Source organism: Streptomyces sp. NBC_01478 (assembly GCF_036227225.1).
Taxonomy (GTDB): Bacteria; Actinomycetota; Actinomycetes; order Streptomycetales; family Streptomycetaceae; genus Streptomyces.
This window is the reverse complement of record NZ_CP109444.1, coordinates 2,337,501-2,359,828: the sequence shown is the minus strand read 5'-3', so window position 1 is coordinate 2,359,828 and position 22,328 is coordinate 2,337,501. Positions and strand designations below refer to the sequence as shown.

Below are 22,328 nucleotides of genomic sequence, written 5' to 3'. Positions count from 1 at the left end.
GGGGCGGACCTCAGGAGTGCGACAACTGCCCGGCTCCGCCCTTGCGGGCTATCCGCTCCTGCGCCCGCCGGGTGGCCTTCGCCTGACGCTGGGCCCGACGCCGCTCACGGCGGAGGGCCCTTGCCGTGCTGCTGGGCTCGGAGACCACGCCATTGCGCTGGTTCCACATCTGCCGGGTCACCCATACGTCCAGGACGCCCCAGGTGGCCACCACCGTGCTGACCACGCTGCTGATCACCATCGGGAACGCCAGCCAGGACCCGGCCATCGTGCACAGGAAGGCCACCGTCGCCTGGATCAGCGTCACGGCGATGATGAGCACCGCCCGCACGGCCGCCGTACGCACCGGATCTGGCAGCCGGCGCCGACGCGCGGGCTCCTCGATCCACAACGGGCGGTAGTACTCCTGCTGTTCCGCTGTCGCGCGCGCCGCGCGCGGCCTGTCGGACTGCGCCGCCGGGCCGTCCGAGCGCCTTCGAGCCTCTCCGTCCCCCGTCGACCGCGCCACCACGCTGTCCTCAAGCGCCTCTTGCCGCTCCGCCGTGCCCATCAACGTGTCCTCCCCACCGCCGGTACACCACTCGCCCCGGACTCCGAAGAATCCGGCTCCCCAGTGGGTGCCCGGCCTGCCCTGTTTTACGCCGCCCGGGGGCGGATGCGGTTCCTGTGGCCGGTTCCGCACCCATGTCCCGTAGAGAAAGACGAACAACATGCCACGAAGATTCCCAACGGACGAAAAATTCCGGCCAACTGGCCAAGTGGACCGATCGGGTGGGGTGTGGTGATCTCGGGAATATCGGGGCGGCAATCTCCCGTAATGAACCGACAACTCCCCATGTCCGGTCGCTGTTGCGGAAGTTCACGCTCCGGACAGCTCTTCGAGTTACCTCTGTGTCAGTAGTAGGCTCGCGCCGTTTGTTGACGCACATGTGTACCCCCGGCCGGCGGGGGTCCAGCAGGGGGAGGCCATGCGCTTTCGCGGGAAGTCCATCCGCCGGAAGATCGTGGCGCTTCTTCTCGTGCCGCTCGTGTCCCTGACCGCGATCTGGGCGTTTGCCACGGTCCTCACCGGCCGGGCGGCCGGAGACCTGTTCAACGTGTCGTCGGTCGTCGAGAAGATCGGCTACCCCACCGAGGACACGGTCCGCGTCATCCAGCAGGAACGCCGGCAGTCACTCGTCTATCTCGCCGACCCGCGCGCCGCCGACGGGCTCACCGATCTCAGGCGCAGCCGCGCCGCGTCCGACGAGGCCGTCGCCAGGATCCGCAAGAACGCCGAGAACCCGGACGTGCGCGACGCGATGGGGCAGGCCACCGACAGCCGTGTCTCCGCGGTCCTCGACGCCTTCGACGGTCTCCAGTCCCTGCGGCGCAGCGTCGAGGACGGTACGGTCAGCCGTGCCCAGGCCCTCGACCTCTACAACCATCTGGTCGACCCCTGCTACGTGCTGCTGTCCAACCTCCACGTCGTCGACAACGTCGAGATGGACAAGCAGTACCGCGCCCTCGTCAACCTCGCCCGCGCCCGCGAGTTCCTCTCCCGTGAGGACGCCCTGCTCGGCTCCTCCCTGATCGTCGGCAAGCTCACCCGGAACGAGACCCGCGACGTCTCCGACCTCGTCGCCCAGCGCACTCTGCTGTACGACATCAACCTGCCGCTGCTGCCCTCCTCGGAGCGCGGCCACTTCGAACGCTTCTGGAAGAACGCGGCCAGCGCCCCCCTGCGCGTGGCCGAACAGGCCGCCGTGTCCGCCACCTCCGGCACGCCCCGCAACGTCACCGCGCAGACCTGGAACACCGCGGCCGGCGCCGTGCTGGCCAAGCTCGGCACCCTCGACGACCAGGCCAACGACCGCTACCAGGACCGCGTCCGCCCCGTCGCGATCGGCGTCATCCTCAAGGCGGCCATCGCGGGCGTCCTGGGGCTGATCGCCCTCCTGTTCTCGGTCTTCCTGTCCGTGCGCATCGGCCGAGGCCTCATCCGCGACCTGCGCCAACTGCGCCTGGACGCCCACGAGGCGTCCGGCGTCCGGCTCCCCAGCGTGATGCGCCGCCTGTCCGTCGGCGAAGTCGTCGACGTGGAGACCGAGGTCCCGCGCCTGGAGTACGACCGGAACGAGATCGGCGACGTCGGCCAGGCCCTCAACACCCTGCAGCGCGCCGCGGTCGAAGCCGCCGTCAAACAGGCCGAGTTGCGGTCCGGGGTCTCCGAGGTCTTCGTCAACCTCGCCCGGCGCAGCCAGGTCCTGCTGCACAAGCAGCTCACCCTGCTCGACACCATGGAGCGCAGGACCGAGGACACCGACGAACTGGCCGACCTGTTCCGCCTCGACCACCTGACCACCCGTATGCGCCGCCACGCCGAGGGCCTGGTGATCCTCTCCGGAGCGGCCCCCTCCCGGCAGTGGCGCAAGCCGGTCCAGCTCATGGACATCGTCCGAGCGGCCGTCGCCGAGGTCGAGGACTACGAGCGCATCGAGGTCCGCCGGCTGCCGCGCATAGCCGTCACCGGTCCCGCCGTGGCCGACCTCACCCACCTGGTGGCCGAACTCCTGGAGAACGCCACGGTGTTCTCCCCGCCGCACACCGCCGTCCAGGTCCTGGGGGAGCGGGTCGCCAACGGCTTCACCCTGGAGATCAACGACCGCGGCCTCGGCATGGCGGCCGAGGCACTCCTGGACGCCAATCTCCGGCTTGCCGAGACACCCGAGTTCGAACTCTCCGACACCGACCGCCTCGGCCTCTTCGTGGTCAGCCGGCTCGCCCAGCGGCAGAACGTCCGCGTCTCGCTCCAGCCCTCCCCGTACGGCGGCACCACCGCCGTCGTGTTCATCCCCGACGCCCTGCTGAGCGACGAGGTTCCGGACACCAACGGCATCGGTTTCCGCCTCGACCGGCCCCGGCCGACGAAGGAGGCCGAGCTGGAGGAGAGCCGCCGCTCCGCGCTCTCCCAAGTGCCCGTGAAGTTGCCCGGACTGCCGCCCGCGCTCCTGGACGGCCCGGTCGAACTGGAAGCCCCCGTCGACCTGGACGCCCTCGAAGGCTTCCCGAACACGCTCGACGACGAGGACGGCGAACGCGGCGGGATCTTCCGCCCGCGCCGCACCTCCGCGCACCGGGACGACCTCGCACCCGTCCGCTCCGTAGAACAGCATCAACCGGTCCCGGAGCCCCACGACGGCCCGCGCGGAGCCGACGTGGACGGTCACCGAGGCGAGCCGCTTCCGCTGCCGCGGCGCCGAACTCCCAAGCTGGTCAGCTCCCATGGACGCCCGGTCGTCGAGCCGCGTTCCCGACGCGAACCGGGGGACTCCGTGGACGACGGTTTCGACGGCCCCTCCAAGGCCCCGACTTTCGGCGCACCCGAGACGGACGGGCCCGCACCCCTCCCGGCCCGGCGTCGCGGTGACACGCCGCTACGCCGCCGTACCGACGTGCCCGGTGGGCGCGCCGAATCCACGCCGACCCAGGCCTCCCCGGGGCGCGGCCGCGCTGAGCCGCCCGAGACGCCCGCCCTCCCCAGGCGCACCCGGCGTGCCGAGATCGCGTCCGGCGCTCCGGACTCCGACACCTCGCCGAGCCCGACCGGGCCCGACCTGGGAGCGTTGCCCCGACGCGTACGCCAGGCCAACCTGGCCCCGCAGCTCAAACAGGACCCCGATCGGCGCGCCGCGACCCCGGCGGAGGTCGCCGAGCGCGACGCCGACGAGGTGCGCAGCCGTATGGCCTCGCTCCAGCGCGGCTGGCAGCGCGGCCGCGAGGAGAACGCCGAGGGCGACGACGCCCGAGGCGGCACAGCACAAGGAACTAAGGGGGACGGTCGATGACCGCACCAAAGGCGACCGGCGAGGGTACGACCGACCAGCGCGGGCTGAACTGGCTTCTCGACGACCTCGTCGATCGCGTCGCCAGCATCCGCAAGGCCATCGTGCTCTCCGGCGACGGCCTGGCCACCGGTGTGTCCCAGGACCTGACCCGGGAGGACAGCGAGCACCTGGCCGCCGTGGCCTCCGGCTTCCACAGCCTCGCCAAGGGCGTCGGCCGTCACTTCGAGGCGGGAAGCGTGCGGCAGACGGTCGTCGAACTCGACGAGGCCTTCCTGTTCGTGACGGCCGCGGGCGACGGCAGTTGCCTCGCCGTCCTCGCGGACGCCGACTCGGACGTCGGACAGGTCGCCTACGAGATGACACTGCTCGTGAAGCGGGTCGGTGCGCATCTGGGGGCCGCTCCGCGCACCGACCTGTCCTCCGGCGGGTAGTGAAGTGACATGAGCAAAGACGGTCAGGGAAGAGGCCACTGGTTCGACGACGAGGCCGGACCGGTCGTCAGGCCGTACGCGATGACGCGCGGCCGCACCACCAGTGCGGCCCAGCACCGCCTCGACCTGATCGCGGTGGTGATCGCGGAGTCCCAGGCGGAGGACTCGGAAGCGGACCAGACGCTGTCCCCGGAGCACGTGGACATCGTCGGCCTGTGCCGTGACGCCCCGCAGTCGGTCGCCGAACTCGCCGCCGAACTCGACCTGCCCATCGGGGTGATACGGGTCCTCATCGGAGACCTGGTGGACGGGGAGCTCGTGCATGTGTCGCGTCCCGTACCGCCTGCCGAACTGGTGGACGAGAGTATTCTGCGCGACGTCATCACCGGTCTCCGGGCGCTGTGAGCGGCGCGGAACCGGAGTTCGCAGCAGAGACGTGACTGGCCACCGGTTCCGGGGGCCGACACCCCCATCAAGCCCATCAAGCAGGAGAAGAGATCGATGATCTTCGGGCGTTCTGAGCGTGGCAAGCCCCCGGTCGAGCCCGTCACGCTCAAGATCCTGGTGGCCGGCGGCTTCGGCGTGGGCAAGACCACTCTCGTTGGCGCCGTCAGCGAGATCAGGCCGCTGCGCACGGAGGAACTGCTCACCGAGGCAGGCCGTCCGGTCGACGACACCAGCGGGGTGGAGGGCAAGCACACCACCACCGTGGCCATGGACTTCGGCCGCATCACGCTCCGCGACGACCTGGTGCTGTACCTGTTCGGTACGCCGGGTCAGGAGCGGTTCTGGTTCATGTGGGACGAGCTCTCCGAGGGCTCGCTGGGCGCCGTGGTGCTCGCCGACACCCGCCGCCTGGAGGACTGCTTCGCCGCCCTCGACTACTTCGAGCGGCGCTCCATACCCTTCGTCGTCGGTGTCAACTGCTTTGAGGGCGCCGACCGTTACCCGGTCGACACCGTACGCCAGGCCCTCGACCTCGACGAGGACGTACCACTCATGCTCTGCGACGCGCGCGACCGCGCGTCGGTCAAGGAGGTCCTCATCGAGGTCGTCCAGCACGCGATGGCCTACGGCGCGAAGCGTCGCCAGAGCGTCACCAGTTGAGGTACGGGCGCGGTCCGTACCCCCGCCGACCGGGGTACGGGCCGCAGCTCGCGGAACGACACGCACGCGCGTGTGCCGCGTGAACGACCCACGCGCGTGTGCCTAGTTGTCGCCGTCCTCCTGCCAGCCGAAGCTCTTCTCCACCGCCTTGCGCCAGTTGTGGTACTCGCGGTCCCGCACCGACGACTCCATGGACGGCGTCCACTCGACGTCCTTCTGCCAGTGCGACTTGAGCTCGTCCAGGTCGTTCCACACTCCGGTGGCGAGCCCGGCCGCGTAGGCGGCGCCCAGACAGGTCGTCTCGGAGACCTGGGGGCGGATCACCGGTACGTCGAGCACGTCCGCCTGATGCTGCATCAGCAGGTTGTTCTTGGTCATGCCGCCGTCCACCTTCAGGGTGGTGATCTGCACCCCGGAGTCCTGGAACATGGCGTCCACGACCTCCCGCGTCTGCCAGCTCGTCGCCTCCAGGACCGCGCGCGCGAGGTGCGCCTTCGTGACGTAGCGGGTGAGCCCGGTGACGACTCCGCGCGCGTCGGAGCGCCAGTAGGGGGCGAACAGGCCGGAGAACGCGGGCACGATGTACGCGCCCCCGTTGTCGTCCACGCTCGCCGCGAGGGTCTCGATCTCGTCCGCGTTGCGGATGATGCCGAGCTGGTCCCGGAACCACTGAACGAGCGCGCCCGTTATGGCTATTGATCCCTCCAGGCAGTAGACCGGCGCCTCACTGCCGATCTTGTAGCCCATCGTCGTGAGGAGCCCGTTCTTCGAAGGCACCGGCCGGTTCCCGGTGTTGAGCAGCAGGAAGCTGCCCGTGCCGTAGGTGTTCTTCGCCGTGCCCACGTCGTAGCAGGCCTGCCCGAACACGGCCGCCTGCTGGTCGCCCAGGGCCGACGCCACGGGCACGCCCGCGAGTTGGCCGACCGCCGTGCCGTAGACCTCGGCCGAGGACCTGATCTCGGGGAGGATCGCCTCGGGCACGTTCATCGCGGCGAGGATGGACGGGTCCCACTGGAGGGTCTCCAGGTTCATCAGCATGGTGCGCCCGGCGTTCGTCACGTCGGTGACGTGCCGGCCGCCGTCGGTGCCGCCGGTGAGGTTCCAGATGAGCCAGGAGTCGATCGTGCCGAAGGCGATCTCGCCGCGCTCGGCGCGGTCCCTGAGGCCGGGCACGTTGTCGAGCAGCCAGGCCGCCTTGGGTCCGGAGAAGTAGCTGGCGAGCGGCAGCCCGGTCTGTTCGCGGAAGCGGTCCGGCCCGTCCGAGCCGCCCAGTTGCCTGCACAGGGCCGCGGTGCGGGTGTCCTGCCACACGATGGCGTTGTGCACGGGTTTACCAGTGGCGCGGTCCCAAAGGACCGTCGTCTCACGCTGGTTGGTGATGCCGAGCGCGCTGAGCTGGTCGGCGCGCAGTCCCGCCTTGGCGATCGCCCCGGCGACCACCGCCTGCACCTTGGACCAGATCTCGGTGGCGTCGTGCTCCACCCAGCCCGGCTTGGGGAAGATCTGGCGGTGCTCACGCTGGTCGACGGCGACGATCGCGCCGTCCTGGTTGAAGACGATGCAGCGGCTGGAGGTGGTGCCCTGGTCGATTGCGGCGACGAACCTGTCCGTCATGACGACCCCTTTGTCGTGTCCTTCAGATTCTTCGGGTCCTTCAGAGGGCTGCTTTCGGAAGACTGCTCGAAGACTGTTGCCGGAAGACCGTGGTCAGAACGCCGCGTTGAAGATGACGCCGGCGAGCGCTCCGCCGATCAGCGGCCCCACCACCGGGATCCACGCGTAACCCCAGTCCGAGGTCCCCTTGTTGGGGATCGGGAGCAGCGCGTGGACGATGCGGGGGCCCAGGTCGCGGGCCGGGTTGATGGCGTACCCCGTGGGCCCGCCGAGCGACAGACCGATGCCGACCACCAGGAAGGAGACGACCAGCACCGCGGTGCCGGACGTGCCCAGCCCCTTGGTGAGGCCGAAGGCCAGGATCGGCAGGACCAGCGCGATCGTCGCGATGATCTCCGTCATCAGGTTCGCCACGACATTGCGGATCGTGGGCGTGGTGGAGAAGATCCCGAGCGTGGGCTGGGCCATCTCCTCCTCGGCGTTGGCCTGGAACTGCGCGTAGTAGACCAGCCAGCACAGCACCGCGCCGAGCATGGCGCCGACCATCTGGCCCGCGATGTAGAGCGGGACCTTGTCCCACTTCCCGGTGTCGATGGCGATGCCGATCGTCACCGCCGGATTGAGCTGCCCACCGGACAGCGGCGCGGCCGTGTACGCCCCGGCCATCACGCCGAAGCCCCAGCCGAAGGCGATGACGATCCAACCGGAGTTCTGTGCCTTGGAGTAGTTCAGTACGACGGCGGCGACCACGCCGGCGCCGAAGAGGATCAGGATCGCGGTGCCGATGACCTCACCGAGGAATATGTCTCCATTGCTCATGGCGGCTCCTAGGCTCTCGCCCGGGACGGTCGGCCCCGGTCCTCCGTGCAGGGTGCGGTTCCCTTGGCGACTTCAGCCGAAGGCAGGGAGGGTCCCGAGCCCCGCCCGGCGTCCGTGACGAGCGTGCCGTCGCAGCCGAGATCGCCCGTGGGGAGCGGGCCTGAGCGCAGGCGGAACCTGCGCGGCGCAGTGCCTGGTACGCCGAGAATGTACGGCGATGTCGACCGACACCGGGAAGTGTTCACCGGCGCCCAGAGAGCGTCAAGGTCGCGGACGGCAACGGTGACAGCCGCCCTGACGCCCCCTGGAGCCCCGTAGAAGGCCCGCGGGACGCTCTCAGTGACCGGGGGACTCCGCCGCCGTGCGGTCGGCCTGTACGGCCGTCACGGGCGTGCCACGCAGGATCTCGTACTCGCCCAGCCCCGCCTGGCTCAGCACCCAACTCGTGCCGTCCAGCGCCTTCGCCGCCTTCTTCAGCGGCGCCAGACACGCGGCCGCCTGCCGGTGGTCGGTCACGCTGCCCGGCACGCACAGGACGGTGGCCAGGGACAGCGTCACGGTCCTGCCGCCCGCCGCCCAGGGCACGTCGAGCACGGCGGCGGCCAGCGGCTCCAGCCCTTCCGGATCGGTGAGCACCAGGAAGTCGTCCCCGCCGATGTGCCCCACGCGCGTGTGCCCGGACGCCGTCCACTGAAGTGTCCGGCCGACCGAGCGGATCAACTCGTCGCCCGCCGCGAAACCGGCCCCGTCGTTGACCTCTTTGAAGTGGTCGACATCCAGCCAACTCAGCGCGAACGTCCGTCCGTCCGCGATCCGCCGGTCCACCTCACCGGTGATCGCGTCCGAACCGGGCAGCCTGGTCAGCGGATTGAGACCGGCCGCCTCCTCCACCCGCGTCTCGGCCAACGTCCGCACCAGATCCGCGAGTCGTACGACGCCCACGCACCGCCCGTACCGGTCGACGACCGCCACGTCGTCCGACGTACGGTCCCGGTCGCCGACCGCGACCACGTCCAGGACCTCCCAGGCGGTCGCGTCGACGCCCACCGTCCGCGGCGGGTCGCCGAGCTTGGCGGCGGGCCGGTCGGCGTACAGGGCGTGGCCGTAGCGCCCCGACATGGACAGCAGGAAGCGGGACCGGTGCACCGACCGGACGGGGACCCCGTCCCGGTCCACGAGCACCACTCCGGACACGTCGGGCGAGCCGGTCAGCAGCGCCCGGACCTGGTCGGCGGACGCGGAGTCGGGCAACAGCGCGGCCGGCCGTACGAACTCCCGCACCCATGGCCCGGACGGCGGTGTGGTCCCGAGGCCGGGCGGGCGTGGCGGAACGTATACGTCCGCCGCGGGCACCCGGGTCGCCGGCGCGAACAGCTCACCCTGGGCCAACTGTGCCCCGGCTGATCGCGCCGTCGCGCACTGCGCCTCGGTCTCCACCCCCTCCACGGACAGCAGGGCGCCCAACTGCTCGCACAGGGTCCGCATGGCCCGCACCGCGGCCGGCCGCTCCAGCAGCGACGCGTCGAGCTTCACCAGGTCGGGCGCGAGATCCGTGAGCAGCCGCAGGGGTACGTCACCGTCGCCGACGCCGTCCGCACAGATCCGGAACCCCTGGGCACGCAGCTCGGACACCACCTCCAGGAGCGCGCGTTGGGGCACGTGCGTGTACGGCGGGCCGATGTCGATCGTGACTTCCCAGGGGAGCCGTCCCGCCGCGCGCACCGCGCTGTGCAGCGGGGTGAGCCCGCCGAGGTCGGCGAGGGTGCCGGCGAACACATTGATGTGCAGCGGCAGCAGCGTCTCCTTGCGCGCGGCGGCGCGGACCGCCAACACGGCCAGCCTGCCGTCGAGTTCGGGGTCACGGCGGGCCTGGGCCAGCACGTCCCCGGTCTCGGGACGGACGAGAACCTCCAGCCCCGCGACCCCACCGGTGGTCAGATTGACCACCGGCTGGAAGGCGAAACGGAGAGTGTCCGTGGAGGAGCGCACGGCAGCATGATGACGCCACCGGCGTACGCCCAGGCCCAGTTCATAAGACGTTCACGCAGCCTTGCGGGCTGATCACACGGTGTGCGGGGGCCGCCGTCGGTCACCGCACGGCGAGCACCGCCGACCCGTGCCCGAACAGCCCCTGGTTCGCGGTGAGTCCCACCCGGGCCCCCGCGATCTGCCGGTCGCCCGCGTCGCCCCGCAACTGCCAGGTCAGTTCGCAGACCTGGGCGATCGCCTGTGCCGGAACGGCCTCTCCGAAGGAGGCCAGCCCACCGCTCGCGTTCACCGGTATGCGCCCGCCGAGGGCCGTCGCGCCCTCCCGCAGCAGCTTGGCGCCCTCGCCCTCGCCGCACAGCCCCAGGTCCTCGTACCACTGCAACTCCAGGGCGGTGGACAGGTCGTACACCTCGGCCAGGGAGAGGTCCTCCGGGCCGATGCCCGCCTCCTCGTAGGCCGCGCGCGCGATCGACGCCCGGAAGGTCTCGTCCGGCGGTGGCGCGCCCGCCGCGGAGTCGGTGGCGATGTCCGGGAGGTCCAGCACCGTGTTGGGATAGCGCGGCGTCACCGTGGACACCGCGCGGATCCGCACCGGGTCCGCCGCCCCGTGCCGGCGCGCGAACTCCATGCTGGACAGCACCAGGGCGGCCCCGCCGTCCGAGGTGGCGCAGATGTCCAGCAGCCGCAGCGGATCGGCGACCACCGCGGAGGCGGCGACCTCCTCGGCGGAGACCCGCTTGCGATAGCGCGCGTACGGATTCAACGCACCCAGGGCGGCGTTCTTCACCTTGACCTGGGCGAAGTCCTCGGGGGTGTCCCCGTAGAGGGCCATCCGCCGACGCGCGTACAGCCCGAAGTACGTCGGATTGGTCGCCCCGAGGACCCGGAAGCGCAGCCAGTCCGGATCGTCGTGCCGCTCCCCGCCCGCCGGCCGGAAGAACCCCTTGGGCGCGGCATCGGCGCCCACGACCAGCACCACGTCCGCGAGCCCCGAAAGGAGCTGCGCCCGCGCGGTGTTGACGGCCTGCGCCCCGGACGCGCATGCCGCGTACACGCTCGCCACCCGGGCGCCCTGCCAGCCCAGCGCCTTGGCGAACGTCGCGCCCGCCACATACCCGGGATATCCGCCACGCACCGTGTCCGCGCCGACGATCGAGCCGACGTCCCGCCACTCCAGCCCGGCGTCGGCGAGCGCCGCCCGGGCCGCCGCCGTCCCGTACTCGACGAAACCGCGCCCCCACTTGCCCCAGGGGTGCATGCCCGCGCCGAGCACCGCCACGTCCCCCGTCATGCCGTCACCTCCGCAGGCCGCCAGTGCCACGTCGTCCAGGTCGTCTCCGTGTCCTCGTCGAGCACCCCGGGGACGACCTCCACCTCCATGCCCACCGCCAGATCGGCGACGGTGATCCCGGGAACCGCCTGTCCCAGCACCACGATCCGCTCGGCCTCCAGCTCCACAGCGATCAACGCGTACGGTTCCCACGGAAGTTCCGGATCGCTCACATACGGTGACGGTGGCCGGTACCGGCTGTCCGTGTACGACCAGACACGGCCGCGCCGCGACAGCGGGACCTCCTCCAGTTCGCCGCCCGGGCAGGCCGGATTGCGGCAATGGCCGTCCTCACGCGGGAAGAAGACCGAGACGCACGCCGAGCAACGCGTGCCGAGCAACCGGAAGCCGTCCCCGTCCCCGGTGAACCAATCGGTGACCACAGGTGTGCGTGTTCGCGACAACGTCCCTCCACAGCACTGGATCTGACGGAACGTCAGAAGTGTGCCACGGGCAACGGAAAATGAGCAGGGCGTTTCGGTGAACCATCCAGCCACCTACCGCGTCGTGATAGCGGGGAGACGGCCGGGGCCCACGGGGGTGGTTCCGGCCGTTTCCCGTTCACTCGCCCGGCCCCCGGAAAGACGCCCTCCGCTTGATCGGATACAGTCCGCCGGGTGTCCGAAACTCAAGCCTCCGTCCCCAACTCCGGGCCGAACTCCCACTGTTCGAGCTGCGGATCGCCCTACGGAGAGGGCGTCTCCGGCTGGCCCCGCACCTGCCCGGCCTGCGGCACCGTCGCGTACCGCAACCCGCTGCCCGTAGCCGTCGCACTCCAGCCCGTGTACGACACGAAGGGCACCGCCCTGGTCGTCATCACCCGAACCGTCGCCCCCGCGCGCGGAGGCGTCGCCCTGCCGGGCGGTTACGTCGACGACCGCGAGGACTGGCGACAGGCCCTCGTCCGCGAACTCCGTGAGGAGACGGGCATCGACGCCGCGAGCCGCGACGTACGGCTCGTCGACGCCATCAGCTCGCCCGACGGCCATCTCCTGCTCTTCGGCGTCCTCCCCGAGCGCCCGGTCGAGGGCCTGCCCAAGTCCGCCGCCACCGACGAGACGGAGGGCTGGCACCTCCTGCGCCGGCCGGAGGAGCTCGCCTTCCCGCTGCACTCCGTGGCCGTCAAGGCCTGGTTCGAGGGCCGGTACATCTGAGGTCAGCCCTCACCGAGCCCCCGCACCCGCACCGGGTAGGACGGCACGCTCACGCCGTCCTCCAACTCCCGCTCCACGACCACCCGCCGGCCCTCCCAGCGGGCGACGTACCGCTCGACCTCCGGCTCCTCCCACCCGTCGCCCGCGTCCGGTACCACCAGCCCGCCCCCGGTCCGTCCCCGGGCGGGCGCCCACACCTCCAGCTCCAGCGCGCCGTCCGCGCCCCGCACCGGCAGCACGGCACCCGCGCGCGCGAGCACCGGAATCCGCGACAACGGGGCGTCGACGAGAATCTGGGCCGGCCCCTCGTACACCTGCTCCGTCTCCGTGTCGTACCAGCGCCCCCTCGGCAACTGAACCGCACGCCGGTCCGACCCCGGACAGAGCACCGGCGCCACCAGGAGACAGTCGCCCAGCAGGAAGGCGTCCTCGCAGTCCCGTAGCGCACGATCCTCCGGCGCTCCCCACCACAGGGGCCGCACATACGGCGCTCCGGTCCGCCGCGCCAGATGCGCCAGCGTCATGAAGTACGGCAGCAGCCGCCGGCGTTCGACGAGCGCCACGCGTGCGTGCTCCAGCGCGTCGGTACCGAACTCCCAGGGCTCCCGACGACCCGCACGCAGGCTCGCGTGGGTGCGGAACAGCGGCAGAAACGCGGCGAGTTGGAACCAGCGCAGATACAGCTCGGGCGAAGGACTCCCGTCGAGGCCGCCCACGTCCGGGCCCGAGTACGGAATACCGCACAGCCCGAGCCCCATGACCAGCGACAACGAGGCCCGCAGCCCGGGCCAGCCGGTGGCCACATCGCCGGACCAGGTGCCCCCGTAGGCCTGCATCCCGGCCCACCCGGAGCGCGAGAAGAGGAACGGCCGCTCCTCGGGGGCCAGTTCGCGCAGCGCCTCGTAGGCGGCCCTGGCCATGCACAGGGCGTACACGTTGTGCGCCTCACGATGGTCACCGCCCCGCCCCTCCAGGTCGTGCCGGGCCGAACGCGGCAGCGTCGACTCCCCGAAGGCCGTGAAGGACGTCGGCTCGTTCATGTCGTGCCAGAACCCCGCGAAGCCCTGCGCGAGCCGCTCCTGATAGAGCCCGCCCCACCACTCCCGCACACGCGCGTGCGTGAAGTCCGGGAAAACAGCCTCCCCGGGCCACACGACTCCCCGCACCAGCCTCCCCGAGGCGTCCCGTACGAAGGCCTCCTCGGACATCCCGCTGTCGTACACGGCGTTTCCCGGCTCGGCCTTCACCGCGGGGTCGACGATCGACACCAGCCGGATGCCGTCCCGCCGCAACTCCTCGGCGAGCACCGGCAGCTTCGGGAACCGCTCCTGGTCGACCGTGAACACCTGGTGCTCGTCGTAGTGGTCGATGTCCAGGTGGACGGCGTCCAGCGGCAGACCGCGCTCCTGGTAACCGGCGACGATCCGCCGCACCTCCCGCTCACTGCCGAAGCCCCACCGCGCGTGATGGTGCCCCAGCGCCCAGGCCGGGGGCAGCGCGGGAGCGCCGGTGAGCGAGACCCAGGCGTGCAGCACGCGTGCGGGGGTGCCCACGATCACCCAGCAGCGCAGCGGACCGCCGTCCATCCGCAGCTCGGACGCCCCCGCCCGGTCGTGCCCGGAACCGGCCCCCTCCTCGCCCTCCCGCAGCGTCACCGTGCCGTCCCAGGAGGTGTCGTGGAACACCAGGTGCGTGGCCGCGTCGGCGACCACCAACTGCACCGGCATGGTGACGTACAGCGGATCGTCACCCGGCGCGAAGGCCCGCCCGGGGTCGGTGTTCCACAGCCGGTACGTCCCGTCGCGCAACCGGGGGCCCGACGCGCGCCCGCCGAGCCCGAAGAACCGCGCGTCCGCCGCCACCTCCGAGCGCTGCATCCAGCGCGCCGTCCCACCGCCCACCGGCTCCCACCAGCGCGGCGGCAGATCCCGGCGCAGCGTCACACCACCGGGCGTACGCACCTCGACCGCGCCGTGCCGCGACACGGAGACCGTCACGCGCTCCGCCACGACCCGCCAGCCGCCGTCCTTGTCCGGCTCCAGGACGGCCCGGGGATCCGGCTCGGGACACCGCCCGCCGAGCGCGTACGACGGCTCCGGACCGGCCCCGTCCCAGCCCCAGAAGACGGCTCCGCTCGCGGCGACCGTGATGCGCAGCTCGGAGCGGCTGAACCGGATGACCCCGCCACCGGGACCGGGCTCGGCCTCCCGCACCGGCCCGGGCACCCGCGCCCGCTCAGCCCCGCGCGCGGGCAGCCCGGTGGCGTCGGCACGCCTCCTGCGCCACGCCGCCCGTACGGTACGCAACCCCTGCGCCGCCCCCGTCGAACCGACCACCTTCACCGAACGCACCAGGTCACGACCGTCCATGCTGCTCACCCTGCCATTACGGGCCCCGGATAACCGCGTCGTTCAACTTCCGTTCACCCGTGGTGGGACCACATCTTCACGGCACGGACCATGTAGGGGCGCGCCCTGGTGCAGAAGTCGATCACATGGCATCGTCCGTGTCAGCCGCGTCACGCGCCCACCCCCGCACGTGCGCGACCGACGCACACGACGCGCACAGTCCCGGGAGCCGCCCCATGTCGACCGCGAACCCCCTGCCGCTCTGGCAGCCAGATCCGGAACGCATCGCCCAGGCACAGGTCACCAAGTTCCAGTCCTGGGCGGCGGAACACCACGGAGCCCCCGCCGACGGCGGCTACGCGGCACTGCACCGCTGGTCCGTCGACGAACTGGACACCTTCTGGCAGGCCGTCACCGAGTGGTTCGACGTGCGGTTCTCGACCCCCTACGCGCGCGTGCTCGGCGACCGCTCGATGCCCGGTGCGCACTGGTTCCCCGGAGCGACCCTCAACTACGCCGAGCACGCCCTGCGCGCGACGGCGACCCGCGCGGACGAACCGGCCCTCCTGTACGTCGACGAGACCCACGAGCCGATCCCGGTCACCTGGTCGCGGTTGCGCCGCCAGGTCGGCTCCCTGGCCGCCGAACTGCGCACCCTCGGCGTACGCCCCGGAGACCGCGTCAGTGGCTACCTGCCGAACATCCCGCAGGCCGTCGTCGCACTGCTCGCCACAGCGGCCGTGGGCGGCGTCTGGACCTCCTGCGCCCCCGACTTCGGCGCCCGCAGCGTCCTCGACCGCTTCCAACAGGTCGAACCGGTCGTCCTGTTCACCGTCGACGGCTACCGCTACGGCGGCAAGGAGCACGACCGCCGCGACACCGTCGCCGAACTGCGCCGCGAACTGCCCACCCTGCGCGCGGTGGTCCACATCCCGCTCCTGGGCACCGACGCCCCCGAAGGCGCCCTGGAGTGGTCGTCCCTGACCTCGGCCGACGTGGAGCCCGTCTTCGAACAGGTCCCCTTCGAGCACCCCCTGTGGGTGCTCTACTCCTCGGGCACGACAGGCCTTCCCAAGGCCATCGTCCAGTCCCAGGGCGGCATCCTCGTGGAACACCTCAAACAACTCGGCCTGCACTGCGACCTGGGCCCCGAGGACCGCTTCTTCTGGTACACGTCGACCGGCTGGATGATGTGGAACTTCCTTGTCTCCGGCCTCCTGACGGGCACGACGATCGTCCTCTACGACGGCAGCCCCGGGTACCCCGACACGGGCGCCCAGTGGCGCATCGCCGAACGCACCGGAGCGACCCTCTACGGCACCTCGGCCGCCTACGTCATGGCCTGCCGCAAGGCCGGCGTGCACCCGTCCCGCGACTTCGACCTCTCCCGGGTACAGTGCGTCGCCACCACCGGATCGCCACTGCCGCCCGACGGGTTCCGCTGGCTGCACGACGAGTTCGCAGCGAGCGGGGCCGACCTGTGGATCGCCTCGGTCAGCGGCGGCACGGACGTCTGCTCCTGCTTCGCGGGAGCCGTACCGACCCTCCCGGTGTACATCGGCGAACTCCAGGCCCCCGGCCTGGGCACCGACCTCCAGTCCTGGGACCCGAACGGCGAGCCCCTGGTCGACGAGGTCGGCGAACTCGTCGTCACCAACCCCATGCCGTCCATGCCGATCTACTTCTGGAGCGACCCGGACGGCACCCGCTACCACGACAGCTACTTCGACACCTACCCCGGAGTGTGGCGCCACGGCGACTGGATCACCGTCACCTCCCGGGGCTCCGTCGTCATCCACGGCCGCTCCGACTCCACGCTCAACCGCCAAGGCGTGCGCATGGGTTCGGCCGACATCTACGAAGCGGTCGAACGGCTTCCGGAGATCAAGGAGTCCCTTGTCATCGGCATCGAGCAGCCCGACGGCGGCTACTGGATGCCGCTCTTCGTACACCTCGCCCCCGGAGCCGTCCTCGACGACGCCCTCCTGGGCCGCATCAAGCAGACCATCCGCGAACAGCTCTCCCCACGCCATGTACCCGACGAGGTCATCGAAGTCCCCGGCGTCCCGCACACCCTCACCGGGAAACGCATCGAGGTCCCGGTCAAACGCCTCCTCCAGGGCACTCCTTTGGAGAAGGCGGTCAACCCGGGCTCCATCGACAACCTCGACCTGCTGAGCTTCTACGAGGACCTCGCCCGCAAACGCGCCTGATCGGCCTCCCGTAGAGACCGATCACCCCCCATAGGTGGCCTCGGACTCGCCCTCGCCGAGCACAGCGGCGAAGTCCGAGGCCAGCCGTACCGCGTCGGCCGGTTCGAGTTCGGCGACGGAGATCCGTACACCCGGCTCGGACGACAGCCGGAACCGCGCGCCGGCGGCGACCCACCAGCCGTACGACCGCAGCCCGTTGACCACCGCGGACTCGTCCCGCACAGGCACCCAGAGATTCATCCCGCTCGCCCCATGGGCCTCGATTCCCCGCTCGCGCAGCTCCTCGCGGAGGGCCTCCCGGCGCAGCCTGTACGCCTCCTGCGCGCGCGTGACCAACGCGCGCGTGCCGTCGTCCGTCATCAGCCCGTGGACGGTCTCCTGGAGGAGATGACTGACCCAGCCGGACGTCAGCAGCAACCGCCCGTCGTGCCGCGCAAGCGTGATCGGATCGCAAGCCGCCGCGGCCCACCGCAGGTCCGTGCCGAGGAACTTGCTCACGGTCCGCACATGCACCCAGCGCGACAGCCCACCGGACGTCAGCGACCACAGGGGAGCGGCCGCCACGGCGGAAGCGTGGTCGTTCTCCACGACCAGCACCTCCGGGTCGTCCCGGAGCACCTCGACGAGCGCGTCCCGGCGCGCGGCCGAGAAGCAACCTCCGTACGGATTCTGCGCCCTGGGGCTGCACACCACGGCGCGCACACCCACCCGCAGCGCCGCACGCAGGGCTTCCGGACGCATCCCCTCGTCGTCCACGGCGGCCGGCACCATGCGCAGCCCCAACGCCGTGACCAGGTCCAGCAGATGGTGATACCCGGGATCCTCCATGGCCACGGCGTCCCCGGGCCGCAACTCCACGGACAGCAGCCGCCCGATCAGATCCAGCGCACCGTGCGCGAAGGTCACATGCTCCACAGGCACACCGTCGGGCCGAAGCCAGTACCGCACGGCCTCCTCCAACCGTGCCAACCGAGGCGTCGACCGATGGGACCGCGCACCCGGTGACAACCGTGAGGGCGGCACCAGAGCGGGCAGAAACGCGGGATCGGGATGCCCCCCGGCCAGATCCCGCAGGCCTGCCGGGACCCGGGGCGGCCGCCGTGACGCCACCGCCGGAGCCTGCGCCACCACCGTCCCGCCCCGCCCGCGCGTGACGACGATGCCCCGCTGCCGCAGCTCCTTGTACGCCGTGGCGACCGTGCCCGGACTCACGCCGAGCTCGTCCGCGAGCCGCCGCACCGGAGGCAGCGCGGCACCGGGCCCCAACGTCCCCTCGGCCACACGTCGTTCGACGGACGCGGCAATTCCCTTGGCCGTCGTGCCACTGATCCCATATTGTATTGCCACATCGAAAACTATGTATCAATACATAATTCATTGCAAGGGGGAGCGGTGGACACCACGCGTCGCCCGGCCGCACGGCCGAAACGCATACCCGGAGGACGCGACGGCCGCAGAATGCTCGCGATCGCCCTCGTCGACCGCACCGGCAGCGGCCTGTGGGCCTCCGTGTCCGTCCTGTACTTCACCTACGTCTCGCATCTCTCCGTGGCCCAGGTGGGCACCCTCGCCGCGATCGCCGGAGCCATCGGCATCGCCGGCGCACCCCTGGGCGGCCGCCTCGCCGACCGGTTCCCGCTCACCGGCCTCCTTATCGCCCTCCAACTCCTGCGCGCCCTGGCCTCGTTCGCCCTCCTCACCACGGACAACTACGTCCTGCTCATCACCATCTCGGCCGCCGGCGGCTTCGGAGACCGCGCTGCCAATGTGCTCACCAAGCTCTACGCCACCCGCGTGGCAGGGCCCGACCGCATCCGCTACCAGGCCATCAGCCGCACCGCGGCCAACGCGGGCTGGGCACTGGGCGGCCTCACCGCCGCCGCGGCACTCGCCCTCGGCACAACCGCCGCCTACCACTGGCTCCTTCTCGGCGACGCCCTCTCCTTCGTCGCGGTCGCAGTCCTCACCTTCGGCTGCGGCGAACCCCCGTCACCGCAGCGCACCGTCGCGACATCGAAGAACACGCCACCCGTGACCAGACCACCGAGCCCCTGGCGCGACCGCACCTACCTCGCCTACGTCGCGACCGAGACCGTCCTCTTCCTCGACGACGCGGTCTTCAAGGTCGGCCTGCCGCTGTGGATCGCACACGCCGGCGACGCACCGCACGGCCTGGCACCCCTGCTGATGGTCCTCAACAACGTGATGGTCGTAGCCCTGCAAGTCCCCCTGGCCCGACTCGCCACCACGACAGCGGCCACCCGCAACCTGCTGATACCGCTCTCCGCCGCCTTCGCCCTCGGCGGCACGACTCTGGCGCTCTCGGCCACCGGCGGAGCAGTCACCGCCGCGCTCCTCCTCACCGCCTCGGCAACGGCCTTCACCCTGGCGGAAATGCTCCACGCCACCATCTCGTGGGAACTCTCCGTCGCCCTCGCACCCGACACCGCGCAGGGTTCCTACCTCGGCGTACACGGACTCGCCCAGTCCGTCCAGCGCAGCATCGGTCCACTCGCCGTCACCGCGGCCATCGCCACCGGCCCCCTCGGCTGGACCGCATTCGGCACGGTCATCGCTCTGACCTGCATGATTCAGCACCGCCTGGTCCGCGCCCCCCTCGCTCGGACGCCATTGTCAGTGCCGCCGGTTACTGTGAGTGAGCATTGATCGACCGTGCACAGGGGGAAACATGGCCCACACCGACAGCCAGACCATGCGACGCGTATTGCGCCGCGAAATCGCGGGCACGATCGGCCTGCTGACCGACGAGCAGGACTTCAGCGCCATGCGGCGCTACCGCAGCTTCACCTTCGACGACCACACCGCCTACCTCCAGCAGGTGGAGGCTCTCCTCAGGAGCCGCGCCCTCCAGGGCAGCCACACCAGCGTGGCTCTCTTCGACCCCGAGGAATACGCCGAGTTCTGCGTGGACAGCGGCCTCGACCCCGACATCCTGTCGAGCCGAACCCGCTTCACAGCCGAACTGGCTGCCACCGGCCCCACCCTGCCCTACGAAGGCCAGCCACTGGCCGACCTCCTCCCGGCGCTGGTCGACGAGGCCGTCCGCCAGGCGACCTGGGAGTACGCGACCACACTCCTGTCCCGCCTCGGCGCCTGCGCCTCCTGCGGCGAGGACATCGGCCGCGCCGCCTTCACTCGGGCCTCCGGCCTCCTCGTCCGCATTCTCGACACCGCCCGCCCCGGCAACCGACACCTCGTCTGCAGCGTCGCGGCGCAACCGGAAACCATCGTCGCCGTCCTCCACGCCGACGAGGACGAGGACGGAGCCACTCACCTGGACGAGGCCGAGGCCCTCGAATTCACCACGGTCCTCGCCCTCGGCCTCGCCACCCGAAGCCCCGGCGGCCTCGTCATGCGCACCATCAGCCCGAACACCACCGACTGCATCTACGGCTGGCGCCTGCGCGGCGACGGCCTGGAAGCCCTGACCGCCGGCGAGGTCTTCGACGCCTACTGCACCGACGTCGAGTCCGGCGACCTGATCTCCCCGGAATCAGGCGTCGACTACTGCGTACCGCCCGACCTCGGAGACCTGGAGCAGCCGCCGGGAGGACACCACCACTGAACAGGCCAAGGGCGCCCCACCACTGGTGAGGCGCCCCTGAATCACAGCCGATGGACGGCTTCCCGCCCGACTACTCGCCGGACAGCACCGCCTGAGCCGCGGCGCGCGCCTCCTCGGCGCTGTCAGCGGCGCGCGCGGCCAGTGCGGCCCGCTCGCACTGAGCCAGCGTGTACTTCGCCAACGCCGTCCGCACATAAGGAATCGAAGCCGCACCCATGGAAAGGGAGGTGACCCCCAGACCGGTCAGCACACAAGCCAGCAGCGGGTCGGACGCGGCCTCACCGCAGACTCCACAGCTCTTGCCCTCGGCCTTCGCCCCCTCGGCGGACATCGCGACCAGGTCGAGCAGCGCGGGCTGCCACGGATCCTGCAGACGGGACACCGCGCCCACCTGACGGTCGGCGGCGAAGGTGTACTGCGCGAGGTCGTTGGTCCCCAGCGACAGGAACTCGACCTCCTGCAGAATCGAGCGCGCCCGCAGCGCGGCCGACGGAATCTCCACCATCGCACCGAACTTGGCCCGCAGCCCCGCCTCCCGGCACGCGTCCGCGAACGCCTTCGCGTCCGCACGGTCCGCGACCATGGGAGCCATGACCTCGAGGTAGACCGGCAACCCCTCGACGGCCTTCGCGAGCGCGGTCAGTTGAGTCCGCAGCACGTCGGGGTGATCGAGCAGCGAACGCAGCCCACGCACACCCAGAGCGGGGTTCGGCTCATCGGCCGGCGTCAGGAAGTCCAGCGGCTTGTCCGCGCCGGCGTCCAGCACCCGCACGACGACACGCCCCTCGGGGAACGCCTCGAGTACCTTCCGGTAGGCCTCGACCTGCTTCTCCTCGGACGGCGCGTTCTTGCTGTCGTCCAGGAAAAGGAACTCGGTACGGAAGAGCCCCACACCCTCGGCCCCCGCCTCCAGGGCGGCCGGAACGTCAGCAGGACCGCCGACATTGGCCAGCAGCGGCACCTTGTGTCCGTCGGAGGTGGCACCAGGACCCGTAGAGGCGGAGAGAGCGGCCTTGCGCGCGGCGGCCGCAGCCTCCAACTGCTCCTTCTTCTCGGCACTGGGGTTCACGAAGATCTCGCCGGTGCTGCCGTCCACGGCGACCACCGTGCCTTCGGCCAACTCCCCGGCCCCCGGCAGCGCCACCACGGCCGGCACACCGAGCGCCCGCGCCAGGATCGCGCTGTGACTAGTCGGCCCGCCCTCCTCGGTGACGAAACCGAGCACCAGCGTCGGGTCCAACAGCGCCGTATCGGCAGGCGCAAGGTCACGAGCGATAAGAACGTACGGCTCGTCGCTGTCCGGAACACCGGGCATGGGCACCCCGAGCAACCGGGCGACGATACGGTTCCGCACGTCATCGAGGTCGGCCACCCGGCCGGCGAGATACTCACCGGCACCGGCCAGCAGAGCACGGTAGGCGGCGAAGGCGTCGTACACGGCCCGCTCCGCGGTACTGCCGACCGCGATCCGGCGCTCCACGTCCGCCATCAGCTCGGGGTCCTGGGCCATCATGGCCTGCGCTTCGAGCACCGCCTGGGCTTCGCCCCCCGCCAGATTGCCGCGCGCCATCAGGTCGGCCGCCACAGCGTCCACGGCTTGGCGGGCGCGCCCCTGTTCACGCTCCGCGTCCTCCACCGGAATCTGCTTGGCAGGCGGTTCCAGAACCGCCGTCCCCATGTGCCGAACCTCGCCGATCGCCACACCGTGGCTCACACCGACGCCTCGCAGCGTTGTCTCCATCTCACCCGTCTCCGATAGTGCGGCGGGTCCCGCCGCCGCGTTGGTTGTCGTGCGCACCGTCATACGACGGCATTGACGTCACTCCCAGATGAAGAGACTGTCGCCGGCCTTCACATCGCCTTCCTCGCGGAGATTGGAAAGGGCCTCGGCCGTGGCTTCGAGGGCCACG

At 71.0% G+C, this 22,328-nt stretch carries 18 protein-coding genes (1 of these 18 only partly in view); 8 read left to right on the top strand and 10 right to left on the bottom strand.

What is annotated here, in order from left to right:
* Nucleotides 1-10: 10 nt before the first annotated feature.
* Nucleotides 11-550 carry a hypothetical protein gene (locus tag OG223_RS10525; RefSeq protein WP_329245670.1) on the bottom strand — a complete coding sequence of 180 codons (540 nt, stop codon included), beginning with the start codon at nucleotides 548-550 and terminating at the stop codon, nucleotides 11-13.
* 418 nt (nucleotides 551-968) lie between these two features.
* Between OG223_RS10525 and OG223_RS10520 the strand changes: the two genes are divergently transcribed.
* From OG223_RS10520 to OG223_RS10505, 4 genes are all read left to right on the top strand, one after another.
* Complete coding sequence (locus tag OG223_RS10520; RefSeq protein ID WP_329245667.1) at nucleotides 969-3,827, top strand: nitrate- and nitrite sensing domain-containing protein; 2,859 nt, start codon at nucleotides 969-971, stop codon at nucleotides 3,825-3,827.
* Nucleotides 3,824-4,258 (top strand): roadblock/LC7 domain-containing protein, encoded by a 435-nt coding sequence (locus OG223_RS10515; protein WP_329245665.1) that lies wholly within the window; start codon nucleotides 3,824-3,826, stop codon nucleotides 4,256-4,258. Before OG223_RS10520 ends, OG223_RS10515 begins: the two co-directional genes overlap by 4 nt.
* Before the next feature lie 9 nt (nucleotides 4,259-4,267).
* Nucleotides 4,268-4,663, top strand: a complete 396-nt coding sequence (locus OG223_RS10510) for a DUF742 domain-containing protein (protein WP_329245662.1) — start codon at nucleotides 4,268-4,270, stop codon at nucleotides 4,661-4,663.
* A gap of 96 nt (nucleotides 4,664-4,759) precedes the next feature.
* On the top strand, nucleotides 4,760-5,365 hold the full coding sequence (locus OG223_RS10505) for a GTP-binding protein (protein ID WP_329245660.1): 606 nt from the start codon (nucleotides 4,760-4,762) through the stop codon (nucleotides 5,363-5,365).
* A 102-nt stretch (nucleotides 5,366-5,467) separates the two neighbouring features.
* Here the strand turns inward: OG223_RS10505 and glpK are convergent, their stop codons facing one another.
* From glpK to OG223_RS10480, 5 genes are all read right to left on the bottom strand, one after another.
* Complete coding sequence (gene glpK / locus OG223_RS10500) at nucleotides 5,468-6,979, bottom strand: glycerol kinase GlpK (RefSeq protein WP_329245657.1); 1,512 nt, start codon at nucleotides 6,977-6,979, stop codon at nucleotides 5,468-5,470.
* 93 nt (nucleotides 6,980-7,072) lie between these two features.
* Entirely contained in the window at nucleotides 7,073-7,798 is a 726-nt protein-coding gene (locus OG223_RS10495; protein WP_033282380.1) for an MIP/aquaporin family protein, read from the bottom strand.
* 336 nt (nucleotides 7,799-8,134) lie between these two features.
* Complete coding sequence (locus OG223_RS10490) at nucleotides 8,135-9,787, bottom strand: GGDEF domain-containing protein (protein ID WP_329245654.1); 1,653 nt, start codon at nucleotides 9,785-9,787, stop codon at nucleotides 8,135-8,137.
* A gap of 100 nt (nucleotides 9,788-9,887) precedes the next feature.
* The gene (locus OG223_RS10485; protein ID WP_329245652.1) at nucleotides 9,888-11,078 is read right to left on the bottom strand and encodes a lipid-transfer protein; all 1,191 of its coding nucleotides are present in this window, start codon (nucleotides 11,076-11,078) and stop codon (nucleotides 9,888-9,890) included.
* Nucleotides 11,075-11,500, bottom strand: a complete 426-nt coding sequence (locus tag OG223_RS10480; protein ID WP_329245649.1) for a Zn-ribbon domain-containing OB-fold protein — start codon at nucleotides 11,498-11,500, stop codon at nucleotides 11,075-11,077. The genes OG223_RS10485 and OG223_RS10480 overlap by 4 nt, the downstream gene beginning before the upstream one ends.
* A 234-nt stretch (nucleotides 11,501-11,734) precedes the next feature.
* On the opposite strand from OG223_RS10480, the gene OG223_RS10475 reads away from it, so the two are divergent.
* Nucleotides 11,735-12,271, top strand: a complete 537-nt coding sequence (locus tag OG223_RS10475; protein WP_329245645.1) for an NUDIX domain-containing protein — start codon at nucleotides 11,735-11,737, stop codon at nucleotides 12,269-12,271.
* Nucleotides 12,272-12,273: 2 nt separating this feature from the next.
* Here the strand turns inward: OG223_RS10475 and OG223_RS10470 are convergent, their stop codons facing one another.
* A complete protein-coding gene (locus OG223_RS10470) occupies nucleotides 12,274-14,640 on the bottom strand; it encodes a glycoside hydrolase family 31 protein (RefSeq protein WP_329245642.1) in 2,367 nt (788 codons plus the stop codon).
* A gap of 215 nt (nucleotides 14,641-14,855) precedes the next feature.
* Between OG223_RS10470 and OG223_RS10465 the strand changes: the two genes are divergently transcribed.
* On the top strand, nucleotides 14,856-16,832 hold the full coding sequence (locus OG223_RS10465; protein WP_329245639.1) for an acetoacetate--CoA ligase: 1,977 nt from the start codon (nucleotides 14,856-14,858) through the stop codon (nucleotides 16,830-16,832).
* Nucleotides 16,833-16,853: 21 nt separating this feature from the next.
* Here OG223_RS10465 and OG223_RS10460 read toward each other — a convergent pair whose 3' ends face one another.
* Nucleotides 16,854-18,179 carry an aminotransferase class I/II-fold pyridoxal phosphate-dependent enzyme gene (locus OG223_RS10460; RefSeq protein ID WP_329245636.1) on the bottom strand — a complete coding sequence of 442 codons (1,326 nt, stop codon included), beginning with the start codon at nucleotides 18,177-18,179 and terminating at the stop codon, nucleotides 16,854-16,856.
* Between the two features lie 45 nt (nucleotides 18,180-18,224).
* Here OG223_RS10460 and OG223_RS10455 point away from each other — a divergent pair, with 45 nt between their 5' ends.
* Entirely contained in the window at nucleotides 18,225-19,499 is a 1,275-nt protein-coding gene (locus tag OG223_RS10455; RefSeq protein ID WP_329245633.1) for an MFS transporter, read from the top strand.
* Nucleotides 19,500-19,521: 22 nt separating this feature from the next.
* On the top strand, nucleotides 19,522-20,418 hold the full coding sequence (locus tag OG223_RS10450) for a hypothetical protein (RefSeq protein WP_329245630.1): 897 nt from the start codon (nucleotides 19,522-19,524) through the stop codon (nucleotides 20,416-20,418).
* Nucleotides 20,419-20,488: 70 nt separating this feature from the next.
* Here the strand turns inward: OG223_RS10450 and ptsP are convergent, their stop codons facing one another.
* Nucleotides 20,489-22,159: a phosphoenolpyruvate--protein phosphotransferase gene (ptsP, locus tag OG223_RS10445; RefSeq protein WP_329245627.1), complete on the bottom strand. Its 1,671-nt coding sequence runs from the start codon at nucleotides 22,157-22,159 to the stop codon at nucleotides 20,489-20,491.
* A 78-nt stretch (nucleotides 22,160-22,237) separates the two neighbouring features.
* Nucleotides 22,238-22,328, bottom strand: partial view of a PTS sugar transporter subunit IIA gene (locus OG223_RS10440; protein WP_329245624.1) — the end only. It continues 359 nt past the right edge of the window; only the last 91 of its 450 coding nucleotides appear in the window; its start codon lies off the right edge, out of view — the gene reads right to left on this strand; its stop codon occupies nucleotides 22,238-22,240.

What these genes read in the sequence shown, in the direction of transcription:
- OG223_RS10525 (WP_329245670.1), bottom strand. Translation starts at nt 550, where the DNA reads ATGGGCACGGCGGAGCGGCAAGAGGCGCTTGAGGACAGCGTGGTGGCG.
- OG223_RS10520 (WP_329245667.1), top strand. Translation starts at nt 969, where the DNA reads ATGCGCTTTCGCGGGAAGTCCATCCGCCGGAAGATCGTGGCGCTTCTT.
- OG223_RS10515 (WP_329245665.1), top strand. Translation starts at nt 3,824, where the DNA reads ATGACCGCACCAAAGGCGACCGGCGAGGGTACGACCGACCAGCGCGGG.
- OG223_RS10510 (WP_329245662.1), top strand. Translation starts at nt 4,268, where the DNA reads ATGAGCAAAGACGGTCAGGGAAGAGGCCACTGGTTCGACGACGAGGCC.
- OG223_RS10505 (WP_329245660.1), top strand. Translation starts at nt 4,760, where the DNA reads ATGATCTTCGGGCGTTCTGAGCGTGGCAAGCCCCCGGTCGAGCCCGTC.
- glpK (WP_329245657.1), bottom strand. Translation starts at nt 6,979, where the DNA reads ATGACGGACAGGTTCGTCGCCGCAATCGACCAGGGCACCACCTCCAGC.
- OG223_RS10495 (WP_033282380.1), bottom strand. Translation starts at nt 7,798, where the DNA reads ATGAGCAATGGAGACATATTCCTCGGTGAGGTCATCGGCACCGCGATC.
- OG223_RS10485 (WP_329245652.1), bottom strand. Translation starts at nt 11,078, where the DNA reads ATGACGGGGGACGTGGCGGTGCTCGGCGCGGGCATGCACCCCTGGGGC.
- OG223_RS10470 (WP_329245642.1), bottom strand. Translation starts at nt 14,640, where the DNA reads ATGGACGGTCGTGACCTGGTGCGTTCGGTGAAGGTGGTCGGTTCGACG.
- OG223_RS10465 (WP_329245639.1), top strand. Translation starts at nt 14,856, where the DNA reads ATGTCGACCGCGAACCCCCTGCCGCTCTGGCAGCCAGATCCGGAACGC.
- OG223_RS10450 (WP_329245630.1), top strand. Translation starts at nt 19,522, where the DNA reads ATGGCCCACACCGACAGCCAGACCATGCGACGCGTATTGCGCCGCGAA.
- ptsP (WP_329245627.1), bottom strand. Translation starts at nt 22,159, where the DNA reads ATGGAGACAACGCTGCGAGGCGTCGGTGTGAGCCACGGTGTGGCGATC.